Annotated in this window: 16 protein-coding genes; 13 read left to right on the forward strand and 3 right to left on the reverse strand. The window is 60.4% G+C overall.

The window, feature by feature from the left end; all coding sequences use genetic code 11:
• Positions 1-53: 53 nt before the first annotated feature.
• From lnt to BM079_RS14525, 3 genes are all read left to right on the forward strand, one after another.
• Positions 54-1,541 carry an apolipoprotein N-acyltransferase gene (gene lnt / locus BM079_RS14515; RefSeq protein ID WP_090135479.1) on the forward strand — a complete coding sequence of 496 codons (1,488 nt, stop codon included), beginning with the start codon at positions 54-56 and terminating at the stop codon, positions 1,539-1,541.
• A gap of 30 nt (positions 1,542-1,571) precedes the next feature.
• Positions 1,572-2,315, forward strand: coding sequence for a YdcF family protein (locus BM079_RS14520; protein WP_090135481.1), 744 nt, complete (start codon positions 1,572-1,574; stop codon positions 2,313-2,315).
• 126 nt (positions 2,316-2,441) lie between these two features.
• Positions 2,442-3,842 (forward strand): MFS transporter, encoded by a 1,401-nt coding sequence (locus tag BM079_RS14525; protein WP_175489719.1) that lies wholly within the window; start codon positions 2,442-2,444, stop codon positions 3,840-3,842.
• Between the two features lie 4 nt (positions 3,843-3,846).
• Here the strand turns inward: BM079_RS14525 and BM079_RS14530 are convergent, their stop codons facing one another.
• A complete protein-coding gene (locus BM079_RS14530; protein WP_090135484.1) occupies positions 3,847-4,437 on the reverse strand; it encodes a zinc ribbon-containing protein in 591 nt (196 codons plus the stop codon).
• 261 nt (positions 4,438-4,698) lie between these two features.
• Here BM079_RS14530 and leuS point away from each other — a divergent pair, with 261 nt between their 5' ends.
• The 6 genes from leuS to BM079_RS14560 all read left to right on the forward strand — a co-directional run bounded on the left by leuS (position 4,699) and on the right by BM079_RS14560 (position 11,257).
• Entirely contained in the window at positions 4,699-7,290 is a 2,592-nt protein-coding gene (gene leuS / locus BM079_RS14535) for a leucine--tRNA ligase (protein ID WP_090135486.1), read from the forward strand.
• Positions 7,291-7,377: 87 nt separating this feature from the next.
• The gene (locus BM079_RS14540; RefSeq protein ID WP_175489720.1) at positions 7,378-7,923 is read left to right on the forward strand and encodes an LPS-assembly lipoprotein LptE; all 546 of its coding nucleotides are present in this window, start codon (positions 7,378-7,380) and stop codon (positions 7,921-7,923) included.
• Positions 7,924-7,936: 13 nt separating this feature from the next.
• Positions 7,937-9,010, forward strand: a complete 1,074-nt coding sequence (gene holA, locus BM079_RS14545; RefSeq protein WP_090135490.1) for a DNA polymerase III subunit delta — start codon at positions 7,937-7,939, stop codon at positions 9,008-9,010.
• 4 nt (positions 9,011-9,014) lie between these two features.
• On the forward strand, positions 9,015-10,118 hold the full coding sequence (locus tag BM079_RS14550) for a DUF5924 family protein (protein ID WP_090135492.1): 1,104 nt from the start codon (positions 9,015-9,017) through the stop codon (positions 10,116-10,118).
• 80 nt (positions 10,119-10,198) lie between these two features.
• Complete coding sequence (gene slyA, locus BM079_RS14555) at positions 10,199-10,651, forward strand: transcriptional regulator SlyA (RefSeq protein ID WP_090135495.1); 453 nt, start codon at positions 10,199-10,201, stop codon at positions 10,649-10,651.
• A 147-nt stretch (positions 10,652-10,798) separates the two neighbouring features.
• Positions 10,799-11,257, forward strand: coding sequence for a universal stress protein (locus BM079_RS14560; RefSeq protein ID WP_090135497.1), 459 nt, complete (start codon positions 10,799-10,801; stop codon positions 11,255-11,257).
• 99 nt (positions 11,258-11,356) lie between these two features.
• On the opposite strand, the gene BM079_RS14565 is transcribed toward BM079_RS14560, so the two are convergent.
• Positions 11,357-13,264 carry an ATP-binding cassette domain-containing protein gene (locus tag BM079_RS14565; RefSeq protein WP_090135543.1) on the reverse strand — a complete coding sequence of 636 codons (1,908 nt, stop codon included), beginning with the start codon at positions 13,262-13,264 and terminating at the stop codon, positions 11,357-11,359.
• A gap of 124 nt (positions 13,265-13,388) precedes the next feature.
• Between BM079_RS14565 and BM079_RS14570 the strand changes: the two genes are divergently transcribed.
• Together BM079_RS14570 and BM079_RS14575 are read left to right on the forward strand one after the other, a co-directional pair.
• Positions 13,389-14,240 carry a TatD family hydrolase gene (locus tag BM079_RS14570; RefSeq protein WP_245743088.1) on the forward strand — a complete coding sequence of 284 codons (852 nt, stop codon included), beginning with the start codon at positions 13,389-13,391 and terminating at the stop codon, positions 14,238-14,240.
• 18 nt (positions 14,241-14,258) lie between these two features.
• A complete protein-coding gene (locus tag BM079_RS14575; RefSeq protein WP_090135499.1) occupies positions 14,259-14,774 on the forward strand; it encodes a hypothetical protein in 516 nt (171 codons plus the stop codon).
• An 18-nt stretch (positions 14,775-14,792) separates the two neighbouring features.
• On the opposite strand, the gene BM079_RS14580 is transcribed toward BM079_RS14575, so the two are convergent.
• Entirely contained in the window at positions 14,793-15,374 is a 582-nt protein-coding gene (locus BM079_RS14580) for an elongation factor P hydroxylase (protein WP_090135501.1), read from the reverse strand.
• Positions 15,375-15,522: 148 nt separating this feature from the next.
• On the opposite strand from BM079_RS14580, the gene BM079_RS14585 reads away from it, so the two are divergent.
• Entirely contained in the window at positions 15,523-16,881 is a 1,359-nt protein-coding gene (locus BM079_RS14585; RefSeq protein WP_090135503.1) for an MATE family efflux transporter, read from the forward strand.
• A 199-nt stretch (positions 16,882-17,080) separates the two neighbouring features.
• Entirely contained in the window at positions 17,081-17,767 is a 687-nt protein-coding gene (locus BM079_RS14590) for a hypothetical protein (RefSeq protein ID WP_380059337.1), read from the forward strand.
• Positions 17,768-17,863: the final 96 nt, after the last annotated feature.

Below are 17,863 nucleotides of genomic sequence, written 5' to 3' on the forward strand. Positions count from 1 at the left end.
CCCATCGCGGGCAGGCATGATCGCCTGCCCGTTTTTCTGTCAAAGGATGCAGCATGGCTTCCCTTTTACAGCGTCGCGGCGCCGGCGCGCTTCTCGCCCTGTTGGCCGGCGCGCTGACGACACTGACCTTTGCGCCCTTCAACCTCTGGGGGCTTGGCCCCGTTGCGCTGGCCGCCTTTTATGTCGCACTTCAGAACATCGGACTTCGTCAGGCATTGTGGCGGGGCTGGCTGGCTGGCGTTGGTCTGTTCGGCAGCGGCGCGTCGTGGGTTTACGTCTCGATCCATGATTACGGCAATACCGGCGGCGTACTCGCCGCTGCACTGACGATACTCTTTATCGTCGTTATGGCACTTTTCATCATGCTGCCGGCGCTGCTGTATCGCTTCTGCGCCGCCTCACGGCTGGATATTCCGGCATTTGCCGGTGCCTGGGCACTCAGCGAGGCCTTTCGCAGCTGGGCCTTTACCGGTTTTCCGTGGCTCTTTCTGGGCAGCGCCCACGTCGACTCGCCTCTCGCTGCTCTGGCGCCGCTGGGTGGGGTGTATCTGGTATCGCTGGTTGTGGCCCTGAGCGGTGCACTACTGGCCAGAGCACTTCTGTCCCGTCGCTGGAGGCTGTTTGCACCGCTGGCAGCCCTCTGGCTCATACCGCTTACCCTGCCGACGCAGTGGGCCAGACCGACAGATGATGAGCTCACGGTCTCGCTGGTGCAGGGCGATCTGGCTCAGTTGAGCAAATGGACACCCGACGGCCAGCGCGATGCGGTCAATACTTATTTCCGCCTGACCCGCCAGCACGGTCTGGACAGTGATCTTGTCATCTGGCCGGAAACGGCGTTGCCCATGCTGGAGCAGCAGGCCATGCCGCTGTTACAGCGCGTCCAGTCAACGCTGCCGGCAGACAGCACGCTGATGACCGGCATCATGCAGCGCGACCAGCGCGGCACGTTTTACAACAGCATGATCGCGCTGGGCGACCAGCCCGGTCAGTATCGCAAGGAACATCTGGTGCCGTTTGGCGAGTATTTGCCGCTCGAGTCGCTGCTGGGGGGCGTGCTACGCATCTTCAATATCCCGATGGGCAACATCGGCGCCGGGAGTGATGATCAGGCGCCACTTCGGGCAGGAGGTCTGCGTCTCGGTGTGGCGATCTGCTATGAAATTGTCTATCCCGATCTGGTACGACAGCGCGCCGAAAACGCCAACGCTTTGGTGACCATCTCCAACGACACCTGGTTCGGTCACTCCATCGGACCGCTTCAGCACATGCAGATGGCACAGCTCAGGGCGTTGGAGAACAATCGCTATCTGCTCAGGGCCACCAACAACGGCATGACGGCCATCGTGGGTCCGAATGGCCATATCCTGGCCCGAGCGCCGCGCTTTGAGCCGGCCGTACTCAACGGCACCATTCAGCCGATGGAAGGGCTTACCCCCTTTACGCGCACGGGAAGCTGGCCGGCGCTGCTTCTGGCACTGATCATGCTGCTTGGCGGTGGTATCCTGCGCACTCGCCACCGCGATTCCAACGCTCCTTGATCCTTTGATGCCCTGGCAGAGACGACCACCATGCTGACGCTTTTAAAGATGTATCTGCTACCACCGGGCATCATTATCGTGGCGCTGCTGTTTGCCCTGGTGGTCGTCTGGCACTGGCGACGTCGCTGGGGGCGACGGCTGGGGATCGCTGTCGTGCTGGTCTTCTGGGCCCTTTCTACCTCACGCGTGGCCTCCTTGCTGATGGACCCGCTGGAAAGTGCCGTACCTATCGCCACGCAGGATCAGTGGCAGGACGCGCAAGCCATCGTCATCCTCAGCGGCGGACGTCTTTTCGGACAGTCACAGCTTGACGGCCGAGATGATGTCACGCCCATGGCCATGCAGCGACTGGCCGATGGCGCCCGCATCAAGCGTGAAATCGACCTGCCGGTTCTGATTGCCGGCGGCGGCGGGCGACGTGGCACACACAATCCACCGGAAGCGGATCTGATGGCCTTTCGCTTTGAGAGCAGCTTTGGCCTGCCGACGCGATGGCGCGAAATTCAGAGTCACACTACAGAACAAAACGCACTCTACAGCGCCCGCATGCTCCGCGATGACAACATCGACACCGTGATTCTGGTCACCAGTGCCTGGCACATGCCGCGCGCCAAACGCGCCTTTGAAAACGAAGGCATCACCGTACTGGCCGCACCGACCGGCTTCACGGCCCGCGCAGGCTTTGGTCCGCGCAGTTTTTCACCCAACATAACGGCATTGGATAACAGCTACTGGGCGCTGCATGAATACCTTGGGCTGCTGGCAGGAAGGTAGAGGCAGGCGCCAATGGGGTCGTCCCTGACAATGTTGATGGCGCTCTGGCGAGACTGACTGACAGAACTGATGGCAAACTGAATGGGCAGATATCTGCTCCCAGCAATCCCGTTCAGGAACGCCACCATGTCCAATAACAATCATGCCGGTCCTCATAGCAGTGGCAAGCCGCTTTTCGAGTCCCTGTCGCCGGAAAGGCGCAAGGCCATGCATCAGGTCATCATCGCCTCGGCGATCGGCAACTTCGTTGAATGGTTCGACTTTGCCGTTTACGGCTTTCTCGCCGTCATCATTTCCCAGCACTTCTTTCCACAGGGGTCGCCGGCTATCGCCCTGCTGCAGACCTTCGCGGTCTTTGCAGTCTCCTTCGCCCTGCGCCCGTTGGGCGGCCTTTTCTTCGGCCGGCTGGGAGACCGGATCGGACGCAAGCGGGTACTGGCGATCACGATCCTGCTGATGGCCAGCGCCACAGCGCTGATCGGTATCCTGCCCACTTACGGCGCCATTGGTCTGGCAGCACCTCTGCTGCTGGCGCTGGCGCGCTGCATCCAGGGTTTTTCGGCCGGTGGTGAATACGCCGGGGCCTGCACCTATGTGCTCGAGCATGCGCCAACGCATCAGAAGGCGCGCTATGGCAGCCTGATTCCGGTATCTACCTTCATGGCCTTTGCCAGCGCCGCCGGGCTGACCCTGCTGCTGGGTATGGTGTTATCTGAGGGCGCCATGCAGGCGTGGGGCTGGCGTGTGCCATTCTTGATCGCAGCACCGCTGGGCCTGGTCGGCCTTTACATGCGACTGCATCTGGAAGAGTCACCCGCGTTCAAAACGCTGCAGAAGGCCCCTGAAACGCCGCATGCCACGGTCAGTGAAACCGTGAAAGTACACGGTGCGACCATTGTCTGCCTCAGTGCCTTCATTTCTGCCACGGCGCTGTCGTTTTACATGTTCACGACCTATCTGGTGACCTACATGCAGGTAGCGGGCAATGCCACCATCCGAACGGCGCTGCTGGCCAGTCTGGGCGCGCTGGTATTTTCAGGGCTGCTCTGCCCGGTCATCGGGCGGCTGTCGGATCGCATTGGACGACGCAACACCATCCGCGGCGCCTGCGGCTCGCTGATGATTGCCGTCTTTCCGGCCTATTATCTGGCCGGTAGCGGAGAGCTGTGGTCGGCCATGCTGGGCGCCTCCCTGCTGGCCATCGGCGCGGTCATGTGTGGCGTGGTAACCGCCGTGCTGCTGGCCGAGCAGTTCCCTACCCGGGTGCGCTATACGGCGTCGGCGCTGTGCTACAACGTGGCGTACACGCTGTTCGGGGGCACCGCCCCGCTGATCGCCACCTGGCTGATCGATCTGACCGGCCATTCGCTGGCACCGGCCTTTTATCTGATCGCCATCGCAGCGCTGGCCCTTGTTGGCGGGTCGCGACTGCCGGAGTCCGTCAATCGCTCGCTGGATGACCACGAGACCAGCTGGCATGACAATTCGACGAAGAAAGGACACGGCACAAGGCCCGTGCCCTCCTGATCGATCAGCTTCCCGCGCGCTGAAAATAGCGGTGGCCACACTGGTGGCAGGGCTCCAGCATCTGCCGATAGTGCAGAATGACCGGATGCTCACAGTGGACGCAGGCCATGCGTCCCGGCGCCACCACCTCGCCCTCGGTATAGTCAGCGCGCGCGACCTCGAGCTCCTCCTCGAAGCGTTGCTGATCAAGCGCAGTCCGGTCAGCCACTGATAAAAGCCCCTGGCGCAGCCGGTCGGACAACACGCTCAGATCAATCCCCAGAAAGCCCGCCAGACTCTCGCCGCCACTGACCAGATAGCGGCGGAAGTCCCTGACATCACGCTCTACCCAGGCCCGCAGTATGGCCAGCTCATCGCGCGTGAACTCCTCGACATCGGCCTCGAAGCTCAGGGCCTCATCAAGCTCCTCCTGCAGGCCCTCACGAGAGAGCGAATCGCTGCGATCATTAAAGCGTGCCACGATGCGCTCATAGGCCTCCGACAGACGATTGCTGTCGTGACCTCCGGACGTTCCCGACGCGTGTTCGGCCACCTCAGGCCGGTGTGAAACCGCTGCCGGATCGTTGTCTCTTGCGGGTTTGTCATGCTCAGCCATGGCCCAGCTCCTTGCGTGTGTGTTTGATGATATAAACGTCGCGGCTCGGGCCTACCTGTCACTGGCCGAGTCGGGTATCCTTGATCACCACCAGCGGCCGGATCGATGTCGTCGTTTCAAGCATTGACGGCTCAGGGCGCGCTGTCCAGAACGATGTTGATCGCATCATGACGCCGTTCTGCCGCCTCGACGACCGGTCATTCGGCCCGCATACATTTTCAGGGCGTCGCTGCCCAACGCCAAGGCTTCAAGACAGACACGATGGACGCACAATACAACCCTTTCGAAATCGAACGTACCGCCCAGCAGTTCTGGGACAAGAACCGCTGTTTCAAGGCGGTCGAAGATGCCAATCGCGAAAAGTATTACAGCCTGTGCATGTTTCCCTACCCCAGCGGCAAACTGCACATGGGGCATGTGCGTAACTACACCATCGGTGATGTTGTCTCCCGCTTTCAGCGTATGCAGGGCAGGAATGTTCTGCAGCCCATGGGCTGGGACGCCTTTGGCATGCCAGCTGAAAATGCTGCCATCAAGAATCGCGTCGCCCCTGGTGACTGGACCCATCAGAACATTGACTACATGCGCGACCAGCTCAAGGCACTCGGGTTTGCCTATGACTGGGACCGCGAGTTCGCGACCTGCGACAGCGATTACTACCGCTGGGAGCAATGGTTTTTTGCCCGTCTGGTTGAAAAGGGGCTGGTCTACAAGAAAAACTCCACGGTCAACTGGGACCCGGTGGATCAGACCGTCCTGGCCAACGAACAGGTCATTGACGGGCGCGGCTGGCGCTCGGGCGCGCTGGTCGAGCGTCGCGATATTCCGCTGTGGTTTTTGAAAATTACCGATTACGCCGAAGAGCTGCTGGCCGATCTCGAGCATGTTGACTGGCCCGAGCAGGTCAAGACCATGCAGCGCAACTGGATCGGCAAGTCGCGCGGTCTGGAGCTGAGCTTCGATGTGGCCGACGATGGCCCTGCCCTGCCACAGGACGGTACGCAACTGACGGTATTCACGACCCGTCCGGACACGCTGATGGGAGTGACCTATCTGGCCGTGGCCGCCGACCACCCGCTGGCAGAAGCCGCCAGCGCGCACGTCGAGGGCATGACGGCCTTTCGTCAGGAGTGTCGCCAGGGTGGCACCTCGGAAGCCGACATGGCCACCATGGAGAAAAAGGGGCTGGCCACCGGCTTTGAGGCAGTGCATCCCATCAGCGGCGACCGGCTGCCCGTTTTCGTGGCCAACTTCGTGCTCATGGAGTACGGAACCGGTGCGGTCATGGCCGTACCCGGGCACGACCAGCGTGACTGGGAATTTGCAACAAAGTACGGTCTTGCAATCCGACCGGTCATCGCCGATGGAGCAGGCAATGCACCTGATCTGCACGAGGGCGCCTTTACCGAGCACGGTACGCTGATCAATTCCGGTGAATATGACGGCCTCGATTTTGACGCTGCCTTCTCGGCCATCTCCGCTCGTCTCGAGCAGGAAGGTCGTGGCGTGGTGAAAACCAATTTCCGCCTGCGCGACTGGGGTGTGGCCCGCCAGCGCTACTGGGGTGCACCGATTCCGGTCAAGTATGGCCCTGAAGGCCAGACCGTTCCGCTGACCGATGACGAGCTGCCGGTCGAGTTGCCGCGCGAAGTCGAGTTTGATGCGACCGGCTCGCCGCTCAAGAAAATGCCGGCCTTTTATGATCTGGGTGATGGCTGGGTACGCGAGACCGATACCTTCGACACCTTCATGGAATCGTCCTGGTATTACGCGCGTTTCTGCTGTGCCGATAACGATCAGGCCATGCTGGATGAGCGCGCCAACTACTGGCTGCCGGTCGACATCTATATCGGCGGTATCGAGCACGCCATCCTGCACCTGCTCTATGCGCGCTTTTTCCACAAGCTGATGCGTGATTTCGGCCTGGTCGAAAGCGATGAACCCTTCAAGCGGCTGCTGACCCAGGGCATGGTGGTCGCCGAAACCTACTACCGCGACCTGCCCAATGGCGGCCGTGACTGGTTCAACCCGCTCGAGGTCACGGTGGATCGCGATGAACGCGGCCGCCCGCTCGCTGCACGTCTGATCAGCGATGGTGAGCCGGTCACCCCCGGCGGCATCGAGAAGATGTCGAAGTCAAAAAACAACGGGGTCGATCCGCAGTCCATGATCGACCGCTTCGGCGCTGATACCGTACGCCTTTTCATGATGTTTGCCGCACCGCCGGAACAGTCTCTGGAGTGGTCCGACTCCGGTGTCGAGGGCGCGCATCGCTTCCTCAAGCGCCTCTGGCGTCAGGTGATCGAGCATATTGATGCCGGTACGCCGGAGGCGTTGGCCTCCGACAGACTGACCGACGATCAGCGCACCCTGCGCCGCAAGACGCATGAAACCATCGCCAAGGCCAGTGACGACATTGGTCGCCGGGTGACCTTCAATACTGCCATTGCCGCCGTCATGGAGCTTTCCAACGCAGTGTCGCGCTTTGAGGACGACAGTGATCAGGGTCTGGCGGTTGTCCGCGAGGCGCTGGAAGCCTGTGTACTGCTGCTGGCCCCTATTACCCCACATGCCATGCATGCGCTCTGGCAGCATCTGGGACATGACACCCCGGCCATCGATGCCGAATGGCCGAAGGTCGATGAGCAGGCGCTGACGCGTGACAGCGTCGAACTGGCCGTACAGGTCAACGGCAAGCTGCGGGCTCGCATCAATGTGGCCAGCGACGCCCCGCGCGACGACATCGAACAGGCCGCCATGGCGGATGCCAACGTCGAGCGTCATATCGAGGGCAAGGCCGTGCGCAAGGTGATCGTGGTACCCGGAAAACTGATCAACATTGTGGTGGGCTGAGCCCGACCTTCCCGAAGGGTTCCCGCCGGGTCGCCGGCGGGACATCAGGATATCCATGCTGTCGTTGCGGCATACAAGGAGTTCAAGGTGAAAAGACGCTCGTTTCTTGCAGGTCTGACCGGTATCGGTCTTGTCCTCGTACTGGCAGGCTGTGGTTTCCAGCTTCGCGGCACGGGTCCCGGCAGTACCCTGACACTGGGTGAGCTGGCCCTGGAAAGCGCCGGCGGCCCGACCAGCGCACTCACGCGTGAGGTCACCCAGGAACTCAACAGTGCTGGCGTCACCCTCAGTGATCAGGCACCGCTGCGCCTCAACCTGGGCGATGAAGCGTTCCAGGAGCGGGAGCTGACCTATGGCGATGCCGGTACTCAGGAGCGCCAGCTGACCCTGACCGTGCCGTGGTCGCTGCAGCGGGTCGCTGACGGCGCCTACCTGACCAGCCAGGAAGAAGTGGTGGTCTCGGGCACCTTCTATACCAGCAGCGACCAGTTGCTCACGCGTGATGATGCTCGTAATGCGCTGAAGGAAGAACTGAACAGGGAGGCAGCTCGTCGCCTGATCGACCGACTGCAGGTCTATCAGCCGGAGAGCACCGGTAACGCCCCGGCCGCTCCGACGGCATCATCATCCTGAAGGCCCGACTGGAATGAGGGTCTACCCGGACAAGCTCCCGGAGCAGCTCGCTCGCCGGCTATCGCCCATTTATATCGTGGCCGGCGAGGAGCCATTGCTGCATATGGAGGCCTGCGACGCGATTAGACATCGCGCCCGCGAGGCAGGTGTCGAGGAGCGTGAAATCCTGCAGGTGGAGCAGGGATTTGGCTGGCATCAGCTGATGGAAAGCGCCAACAGCCTGTCGCTGTTTGCCACTTCCCGTCTGATCGAGCTGCGACTGGGGTCCCAGTCGCCCGGTCAGGAAGGCGGACGTGCTCTGGAAGCTTACGCGCAGCAGGCCGATGACAGCAGCGATATCCTGCTGATCAGTGCCGGTCGCATGGAGCGACGTCTTTTACAGAGCAAATGGTTCAAGGCGATCGAAAGCAAGGGCGTACATGTACCGGTATGGCCCGTCGATCACCAGCGTCTGCATTTCTGGGTGCGTGACCGCGCCGGTCGCCATGGGCTGGATCTGGATCAGGAAGCGGCACGCCTGCTGGCCGAGCGTACCGAAGGCAATCTGCTGGCCGCGGATCAGGCTCTGATCCGGCTGGCACTGGTGCACCCGCCCGGGGCACGACTCAATGCACAGGCCGTGGCGGCCGATACGGAAGACAGTGCCCGCTTTGATGTCTTCAATCTGACGGATGCCTGCTTGCGCGGTGAGCGCGACCGGGCAGTCAGAATCGTGTCGGGACTGCGAGAGGAAGGCATCGAGGCCCCCGTGGTGCTGTGGGCACTGACACGAGAGCTGCGCACGCTGCTCTCCGTTCGCCAACACATGGATCAGGGCCAGAGCCTTGAACATGCCTGCAAGGCCCAGAAACCCATGATTCCGGAAAAGCGACGTCCCCAGTATCAGCAGGCCCTGAAAAGACTGCCCCTGAAGCGCCTGCACAAGCTTTTGCTGCTGTCACAGCGTATCGACCAGGCCATCAAGGGCGCCGCTGCACTGCCCACCTGGGCAAGCCTGGCCGACCTGGCTCTGACGCTTGCCGGCGGGCGAGGCATACTGGCCGAAATGCCGGACAGTTACCGTATCACCACAGCAGGACGCGGCTGACATCATGACGGATCTGCCCGGTTTCGTACCTGCACGACTGGAGCGACTCTACCACTGGCTGCGTCGCTATTACTGGCTATGGCCGCTGATCAGCTTTGGCAGCGGTATCTTCAGTTTTTTCCTGATCAGCCGTCAGCAAACGCTGGGTGCATGGCTGGCGCTGGCCCTGCTGCTGACCTGGCTTTTGCTGTCGCTTGAAAGCCTCTGGAGCTGGTGGCATCGCCACCGTGAGCACTCATCGCTGCCACGGCTTCTGGCCACCTTCTGCGCGCAGTTGACCCACCAGGAAACCCTGTTTTTCTGCCTGCCCTTTTTTTTGATCACTACCGTCTGGAGCAGCGGGCAGGCCATCTTTACCGGACTGCTGGTGCTCTGCGCCGTGATCTCCATCGTGGACCCGCTCTATTTTCGCATCGCCGAAAAGCGCCGCTGGCTCTATTTCAGCTATCACGCGCTTTGCGTGTTTGCCGTGCTATTGGTAGTCGGCCCACTGCTGCTGCGGCTGTCTACCGGTACCAGCCTGTTGCTGGCCGCCATTGTCTTCCCGCTGGTTGCCCTGCCCAGCCTGATCAGTGTTCTACGCCCCGACCGCGCATGGCGCTGGCTGGCGCTGGTCATGCTGGCCATCGGCATCAGCGGCGGGGCCTGGGCAATGCGGACCTTCATTCCGCCCGCCACGCTCTGGATCGATGCCAGCGCCCTGTCGCCTTCCTTCGATACGGCCGCCCGACAGCCACAGGGCAGCATGGCCCTGACCACCGATAATCTTCGCGCCCGTGGGCTTTACGCCTTTACGGCCGTGCATGCCCCGCTGGGGCTCAACGAACACATTCGCCACGTCTGGCGTCACAACGGTCAGGTAGTGGATGAGATTGATCTGACCATTCAGGGTGGACGCGATCAGGGCTATCGCGCCTGGTCGCGCAAGCAGCACTTCGGACCGAACAGCGAAGGTGCCTGGCAGGTCGATGTCGTAACGGATGCCGGACAGCGCCTCGGCGTGATACGCTTTGACGTTGTCGACGATGCCAATCAGGCACGCACGGCTGATGGCCGTCTTGAAAGGACGCCGGGTATCGGATGGCTGCGCCAGGATCAAAAGAATTGATCCCGGACCAAAGTTAACCTGCATCAAGGCACCAGAATTGGAAAGAATCGGCGCCTGATCAATCACGGCCAACGAATAATATGCACGAATCTCTCTGCCTCAAGGTTTCGCGTGTACCGCGACTGTGGCGCGCTGTCATCGACAAGCGTCTGGCGCCACTCGGCATGACGCATACGCGATGGGTCACGCTTTATCATTTATGGCGCTATGGAGATGGTCAGGCGCAGTGCGATCTGGCACGCACCATCGGCGTTGAAGCACCATCACTGGTCCGCACGCTTGACCAGCTGGGTGAACAGGGGCTGATCGAGCGTCGTCCCAGCGAGGAAGATCGTCGCACCAAGCTTGTCTATCTCACGGATCGCGCCACGCCCTTGCTCGAAAAAATCGAGAAGGCCGTCAATGACGCCCGTTGCGACATGCTCAGGGACATCAGCGAGGAAGATCTGGAGCATTTCGAACGCGTGCTGACCCTGATCGAAAGCAACGGCAGCCATGAGCTGTCGTTGCGTGACAGCGATCCGTCTTCCTGAGCCAGTTTTTACCCGCACCGGTTTTCTATCCTCTTCCCTCCCATAGTGTCAGCGGCTAAATTAAGAGTGTTGTCGCTGACAGGGTGTTCCCGACGGATCGAGCCACAGCGCCACGCGCCTAGGATAACATGACGGGAGAACAGGAACATGAGCGAACACTATCAGCACGTACTGGTTGCCGTTGATCTGACACGCGACTCGGGACTGGTTCTGGCGCGCGCCATACGTATTGCACGGCGAAACCAGAACGCACGGGTATCCATCATCCACACGCTTGAGCCGCTGGGATTTGCCTATGGTGGCGATATTCCAATGGATCTCACCAGTATTCAGGATCAGCTGGATGGTCACGCCAGGGATCGCCTGGCCGAGATTGCCGATCCGCACGGCATTCCGCGAGAGGATCAGCATGTGGTGGTCGGCATGCCTGATGCCGAGATTCACCGATTTGCCGGCGAACACCACGTGGATCTGATTGTGGTCGGCTCTCATGGTAGAACCGGATTTGCCCTGCTGTTGGGCTCGACCTCGACCGGGGTGCTGCACGGTGCCAAATGCGACGTACTGGCCGTACGCGTCGGTGCTGAGGGTGAGGCCACCGAATAAGTGCCGCACACCTACAGCTGAAAAAAAGGGGGCGCCGTCGATGACGGCGCCCCCTTTTTAATGTCTGACCCACCTCAACGGTGGACCAGGGACTCGACTCTAGTCGCCTTCCAGTTCCAGCCAGCGCTCCATTGCCTCTTCAAGCTCCTGCTGGGCATTGCCATGATCGGCCAGCGTGGCATTGATGCTGTCGCTGTCCTGCTGATAGAAGTCGGGCGAGGCAATGGTCGCTTCAAGCTCGGCGATACGTGTTTCAATCTGCTCGATTCTGGCGGGCAGCTGTTCAAGTTCACGCTGAAGCTTGTAGCTGAGCTTTTTCCTGGCAGGCGCCGTCGGCGCACTGTTCTGCGGGTCTGTCGGTTTTTCAGCGGGCGCCTTGTCGACGCTCTGATCGCGTCCCCGCAGTTCACCGGGGGCTGGTGGCAGCTTGCCTCCCTGGCGAATCCAGTCGGTATAGCCACCGACATAGTCGCGGATGACACCCTCGCCTTCAAAGGCCAGCACACTGGTCACCACGTTGTCCATGAAGGCACGGTCGTGACTGACCAGCAGCAGCGTGCCGTCAAAGTTGATCAGAAGCTCCTCGAGCAGCTCCAGCGTTTCCACATCCAGATCATTGGTCGGCTCATCGAGCACCAACACATTGGCCGGCTGGGTAAACAGCTTGGCCAGCAGCAGGCGGTTGGACTCGCCGCCGGACAGGGCCCTGACAGGCTGTCGGGCACGATCGGGCGAGAACAGGAAATCCTGCAGATAGCTCATGACGTGACGGTCACGACCGTTGATGGTGACCTGATCACGCCCACCGGCCACGTTGTCCAGCACGGTCGCCTCAGGATCCAGCCCGGCACGAAGCTGATCAAAATAGGCGACCTTGAGGTTGGTGCCTTCCCGAACGCTTCCTTCATGCGGTTCGAGCTCCCCCAGCAGAATCTTTAAAAGCGTGGTCTTGCCGGCACCGTTGCGACCGATGAAGCCGATACGATCGCCGCGCTGTATCTCGATGGAGAGATCGCGAACGACCCAGTCCTGACCAAAGCGATGGCTGACGTTTTCAAGCTCCACAACGCGCTTGCCGCTGCGCTCGCCGCTGTCGACATTGAGATTGGCACTGCCCTGACGTTCGCGACGCTCGGCGCGTTCGGCTCGCAGCTTTTCAAGCGCACGAACACGCCCTTCGTTACGGGTTCGACGTGCCTTGACGCCCTGGCGGATCCAGCGCTCCTCGGCCGCCAGCTTCTTGTCGAACTCTTCGCGTTCGCGCGATTCGACCTCAAGCTCATGCTGTTTTTGAGCCTGATATTTGTCGTAGTCGCCCGGATAGCGACCCAGGCGCCCGCGATCCAGCTCCAGAATGCCGGTCGCCAGGCGCTTGAGGAAGGCGCGGTCGTGAGTAATGAACAGTACCGAGCCGTTGAACTGCAAAAGCTGCTCTTCAAGCCAGTAGATGGTGTCCAGATCCAGATGGTTGGTCGGCTCATCCAGCAGCAGCACATCCGGATCGACCACCAGCGCACGCGCGAGCGCCACACGTCGGCGCCAGCCGCCCGAAAGCCCTTCCATCATGGTGTTGGCCGGCAGACCAAGGCGAGTGAGCACGGTGTCGATACGCTGGTGATAGGACCAGCCGTCCCGTGCCTCGATGGCCGTCTGCAGCGTGGCCAGACGATTCATGTCGGGGTCGGGGGAGTCAATCAGGTGCTGGTACTGACTCAGAAGCTCACCGGTTTCGGGCAGCCCTTCGGCCACCACATCGAAAATGGTACGCCCCTCTGCCGGTGGCAGGTGCTGTAACAGCGTACCCACACGAAGCCCCGGCATGCGCCAGATATTGCCGCCGTCAGGCAACGCCCGCCCCTCGATCAGAGACATCAGGGTGGACTTTCCGGTGCCGTTGCGACCTACCAGGGCCAGACGCTCGCCCTTTTCAAGGACAAGGTCGGCACCATCGAGCAGCACATGCGTGCCGTAGGCCAGTTGAAGCTGTTCCAGTCGTAAAAGCGTCATGGAGCTCTGCAAATTGGTGAAAGCGTTTGCGAAGGTGACATTGTATCTCATCCACCGGGGATATGGCTGCCGGCACATGGGACATCGGCAAACACGCTGTCCTACAATGTCTGCCGGAAATCTCATGACTCACGGAGACGGCATGCTGCCTGACGCCCTGTGCTTTCAGTCACCGGAACCCCTGATCGATATCGGTGCCAACCTGACGCACGAAAGCTTTAACCATGATCTGGATGCCGTGCTCGAACGCGCCGCGCGCGCCAATCTGACCGCCATGGTGCTGACCGGAACGGATCGCGCCAGCATCGAGGCCAGCGCCGCGCTGACCGAGCAGTCACATCCCGTTGCCCTCTATGCGACCGCCGGACTGCACCCTCATCATGCGGGTGAATTCGACAACTCGCTGCAGCGCTTCATTGAAGGGTATCTGGATCATCCGCGGGTACTGGCCGTTGGTGAATGCGGGCTGGACTATCATCGCAATTTTTCCTCACCCTCGGATCAACGGCGCGCTTTCGAGGCCCATCTCGAGATGGCCGCGCGCACAAAAAAACCGCTTTTCCTGCACGAGCGTGATGCCGGCAGTGACATGCTGGACATGCTGGGTCAGTGGCGCGATGACATCGGTCCGGCCGTCATCCACTGCTTTACCGGCGACAAGCAGACCCTGTACGGCTATCTGGACATGGATCTTTATGTCGGCCAGACCGGCTGGCTGTGCGACGAGCGCCGCGGCGAGCATCTGCGCGAGCTGGTCGGTGATATTCCGGCCGATCGCCTGATGATCGAGACCGACTGCCCTTATCTGCTGCCACGCAACCTGCCCGCCAGACTCAAGGGCAGACGCCATGAGCCCGCGCTGCTGCCCTGGATCTGCAGGGAAATTGCCGCCTGCAGGGGCGTCAGTGAGGCCGAACTGGCCCGGCAGACCACGTCAAACGCGCGCGCCTTTTTCAACATCACTGATTCCATCTAACGCCGGGACATCACGATCATGCAGGATGAATACGATCTCTCACACACGGAGGGGCTGACGCTTCCCGGTTTTATTGCACTGGAAAGCGGCGAAGGCGACGTACCGGTTGCCATTGCCTGGACGCTGCCGGACGGTCGGGTCAAGCAGACCCTGATTCAGCCCGATGAAGCGTGGCTGGAAGATGAAGCGGCAAGCCTCGGGGACTATCACGCCGATGAGCTTCTCACGATGGGGGTAAGCGTGAGCGATGTGATCCGCGAGCTGGAAGCCGACTATTTCGGCAGCACACTTTACAGCGCTAACCCGGAGCAGGATGAGGCGGCGCTGGCGAACATTTTCAAGGTCGTGGCCGGCAGCGCTTTCGTAACGATTGCTGATGCAGGCACGCTTTACAGCGACCCCGATGAGTGGCACCAGCAGCGTAGTGAAATGTTCAATGAGATGGGCCTCGAGCCGGGGCGCGCCGAACATGATCTGGAAGCGCTGCTCAAGCTGCATGTCCGCTGGATGGACGATGACATGCTGGCTGACTGAGCCATGCCCGATGGACGATCAGCACGCCCTGTCGTGCTGATCGAGCCGTTGCCCTGCGTGTGCCGCGGCCTCCTCAAGCGACCGGTGTTCAATGAACAGTGCCGACAGGGCCCGGCGAAAGGCTTCTGCCCGTAACGGCAGTCCTTCCATCAGATAGCGCTGTCGACGTATTTCCACCTGGTTGGTAAAAGCGTCACGGTCTACCTCCGCACTGCCCTCCAGATTGTCCACGCTGACGTTGAAGCGCCGATCACAGGCCAGTGTCAGTATCTTCTCGATGGCCTGGGGAGCAATTTCGGCAGTTTCAAACGCCTTCTGTGCACTGCCATCACGCCCGTCGGGCATGTACCAGTAACCGTAATCCTCCAGCAGGCGACGCCTGGCACCCGCAATGCACCAGTGGCTGATTTCATGCAGCGCACTGGCAAAGTAGCCATGAGCAAACACGATACGGTGGTGGGCATGATTGTCGTCGGCAGGCAGGTAGACAGGCTCGTCGTCACCCCGCACCAGCAGCGTCTGATAGCGCGACGAGAACACATGATTGAAAAGCGTTATCAGCTTCTCGACCTGACAATGCTCCTGTTGCTGAGAGGTCACCTGTTTCTCCTGAAATCTGCTTTTGGCGCGTCACTTTATCACGAGATCCGAATCCCGAAGGCTTTGATACAATGGCGCTTTCCTTTGGCTGGAGCCGGCCTTGTTACACATTAAATTTACTGCCTGTCGTATTGAAACCTCTGCCCTGATGCGTCTGGCACTCCCCATTCTCGGCGCACAGCTGGCGCAGGCAGCCATGGGTACCGTTGACGTCATGATGTCCGGCCATTCCAGTGCCACGGATCTGGCAGCCGTGTCGGTCGGTGCCAGTCTCTGGTTGCCTTTGATGCTGTTCATGACGGGTACCCTCATGGGCCTGACCCCTATCGTTGCGCAGCACATGGGCGCGCAACAACAGGGCGCCATCAGACCCTGTGTTCATCAGGCACTCTGGGTGGCCCTGTTGCTGGGTCTGGCGGCGGGTGTTCTGATCTGGCTGACGGCCGAGCCGATTTTTGCCTATATGTCGGTTCCCGAGGCGGTGGCCATTTCCTCGACACGATATCTGCATGCTGTGGCCTTTGGTATGCCCGCCGTTGCGCTCTATCAAGCGCTGCGCGCGTTTTCCGATGGCGTCAACCACACCAGGCCGGCGCTCTGGATCAGCCTGGTGGGCCTGGCCGTGAATATTCCCTTTAATTATCTGCTGATCTTTGGCGGGGACGGCGTGACGTCTCTGATCGGAGTGACCATTCCCGGTATCAGGGACCTGCCCGCGCTGGGTGCGGCCGGCTGCGGCATTGCCACGGCGATCGCCATGTGGGTCATGTGCGGCTGCATGGCCGTGTATACCCGCCGCGCCCGAATCTACACACCGGTTCAGATCTGGCAGGAATTTAGCCGACCCAACCTGAAACTGACCATGGAGCTTTTGCGCGTGGGGTTACCGATCGGGGTAGCCATTTTTACAGAAGTGACGCTTTTTGCCCTGATTGCGCTTTTTATCGCAAGTTTCGGAGAAATCGTGGTAGCAGCGCACCAGGTCGCGCTGAATTTCACCTCACTGCTGTTCATGCTGCCGCTGTCACTGGGGATGGCGCTGACCGTGCGCGTTGGTAACACTCTGGGTCAGGGAGACGGCCAGCGAGCGCGCTTCATTGCCTGGAACGGGATTGGAATTGCTCTCGTTGCGGCACTATTGATCGATATCGTGCTGGTCATTGCCGCCCATCCGATCGTTTCCCTTTATTCAAGCAATGTCGAAGTACGCGCTCTGGCTTCCAGTCTGATTCTACTGGCAGCGATCTATCAGATTTCTGACGCCCTTCAGGTAAGCATGGCGGGCGCCCTGCGAGGCTACAAGGACACCCGCATCATCATGCTCATTACTCTGGCGTCCTACTGGCTTATCGGCATGGCGGGCGGCCATCTGCTGGGCAGCGGTGTTTCCGGGGTGTTTGCAGGGCTTGGGGTGTATGGGTACTGGCTGGGGCTGATTGCGGGGCTCAGCGTAGCCTCCATTCTGCTGGGATGGCGTCTGCGCCACACCGCGGCAAAATTCTGCTGAACTTCCGCCTGGTCACTCAGCAAGGCGGGCCTGATGCGATGATTTTCGCTTGATTACCATGAAAGTATCACTTCGGGGTATGACATTCATGGTGGCAGATGTGCTAATAGTTAAAAAACGTCACCGTCATCGGGACGTCTGCTTGATCGAGGACTGGGATAGACCGGACAGATAACCGGAGGGGCAAGCAATGGACACGATGTCGACTCATCGTATGAAGGTTATCGACCTGGACAGCTTCCGTCAGCAACGGTGCCAAAAACATCGCATCGTACGCATGGCACCCGAGCTTGACGGCCTTGAGATGCTTTACCAGCTTGCAAGCGACCCTGACTCTCTTTATGGCATGCCGGTACTGGCATGGGGGCTGCAGGAGGATGGTCAGGTGGTGGGGCTGGTCCCCTGGCTGGATCATTTGACACGCTGCAACACGCTTGAAGACCCGGAGCAAGGCTGTTTCGTTGGCTATCGTGATCCTGAAACGGAATTTTTCATGGATTCAGCGCCGCTTCACAAGGTCGTCGAGCTTGAGCATGCTGCGGCGTATTTCGAATATGAGCATGACGATCAGCCCTGCATCATCCAGCATCTTCCTGATACACAGGGCACCCATGCCCTGTGCCATGCTCACGATGACAGCTGGCAGTTAAAGCAGGTTCATGGATGGCATCTTTATAGTGACGGTACTATCGAGGCACTCCTGCAGGACGAGGATCAGGCCTGCGAGGAGCCGGTTCTGCCGGGCGATGACTGTCTCTATGCCGGACATAGCCGACACGAGTCGCTCTATCTGTTTCAGCGCCCGATCGCCAATCGTATCCGCAGCCAGGACCCTGCGACCCTTGAAGCGCTATCGGTCATGATGGTGACGCAGGACAGGTACTAACTGTATGGTCCCGGAGTGTAGTGGTTTATGGTATGACTCACTAACGGAGGAGGATCCATGGCTCAGATACTTCACCAACGCGCCACGACCACGCAC

The organism is Kushneria avicenniae, assembly GCF_900112585.1.
GTDB classification, from domain to species: domain Bacteria; phylum Pseudomonadota; class Gammaproteobacteria; order Pseudomonadales; family Halomonadaceae; genus Kushneria; species Kushneria avicenniae.

Bases quoted from the DNA above. Each gene is read 5' to 3' on its own strand.
- BM079_RS14565 (WP_090135543.1), bottom strand. From the start codon at position 13,264: ATGACGCTTTTACGACTGGAACAGCTTCAACTGGCCTACGGCACGCAT.
- BM079_RS14520 (WP_090135481.1), top strand. From the start codon at position 1,572: ATGCTGACGCTTTTAAAGATGTATCTGCTACCACCGGGCATCATTATC.
- BM079_RS14525 (WP_175489719.1), top strand. From the start codon at position 2,442: ATGTCCAATAACAATCATGCCGGTCCTCATAGCAGTGGCAAGCCGCTT.
- BM079_RS14550 (WP_090135492.1), top strand. From the start codon at position 9,015: ATGACGGATCTGCCCGGTTTCGTACCTGCACGACTGGAGCGACTCTAC.
- lnt (WP_090135479.1), top strand. From the start codon at position 54: ATGGCTTCCCTTTTACAGCGTCGCGGCGCCGGCGCGCTTCTCGCCCTG.
- holA (WP_090135490.1), top strand. From the start codon at position 7,937: ATGAGGGTCTACCCGGACAAGCTCCCGGAGCAGCTCGCTCGCCGGCTA.
- slyA (WP_090135495.1), top strand. From the start codon at position 10,199: ATGCACGAATCTCTCTGCCTCAAGGTTTCGCGTGTACCGCGACTGTGG.
- leuS (WP_090135486.1), top strand. From the start codon at position 4,699: ATGGACGCACAATACAACCCTTTCGAAATCGAACGTACCGCCCAGCAG.
- BM079_RS14585 (WP_090135503.1), top strand. From the start codon at position 15,523: ATGCGTCTGGCACTCCCCATTCTCGGCGCACAGCTGGCGCAGGCAGCC.
- BM079_RS14560 (WP_090135497.1), top strand. From the start codon at position 10,799: ATGAGCGAACACTATCAGCACGTACTGGTTGCCGTTGATCTGACACGC.
- BM079_RS14575 (WP_090135499.1), top strand. From the start codon at position 14,259: ATGCAGGATGAATACGATCTCTCACACACGGAGGGGCTGACGCTTCCC.
- BM079_RS14530 (WP_090135484.1), bottom strand. From the start codon at position 4,437: ATGGCTGAGCATGACAAACCCGCAAGAGACAACGATCCGGCAGCGGTT.
- BM079_RS14570 (WP_245743088.1), top strand. From the start codon at position 13,389: ATGACTCACGGAGACGGCATGCTGCCTGACGCCCTGTGCTTTCAGTCA.
- BM079_RS14590 (WP_380059337.1), top strand. From the start codon at position 17,081: ATGTCGACTCATCGTATGAAGGTTATCGACCTGGACAGCTTCCGTCAG.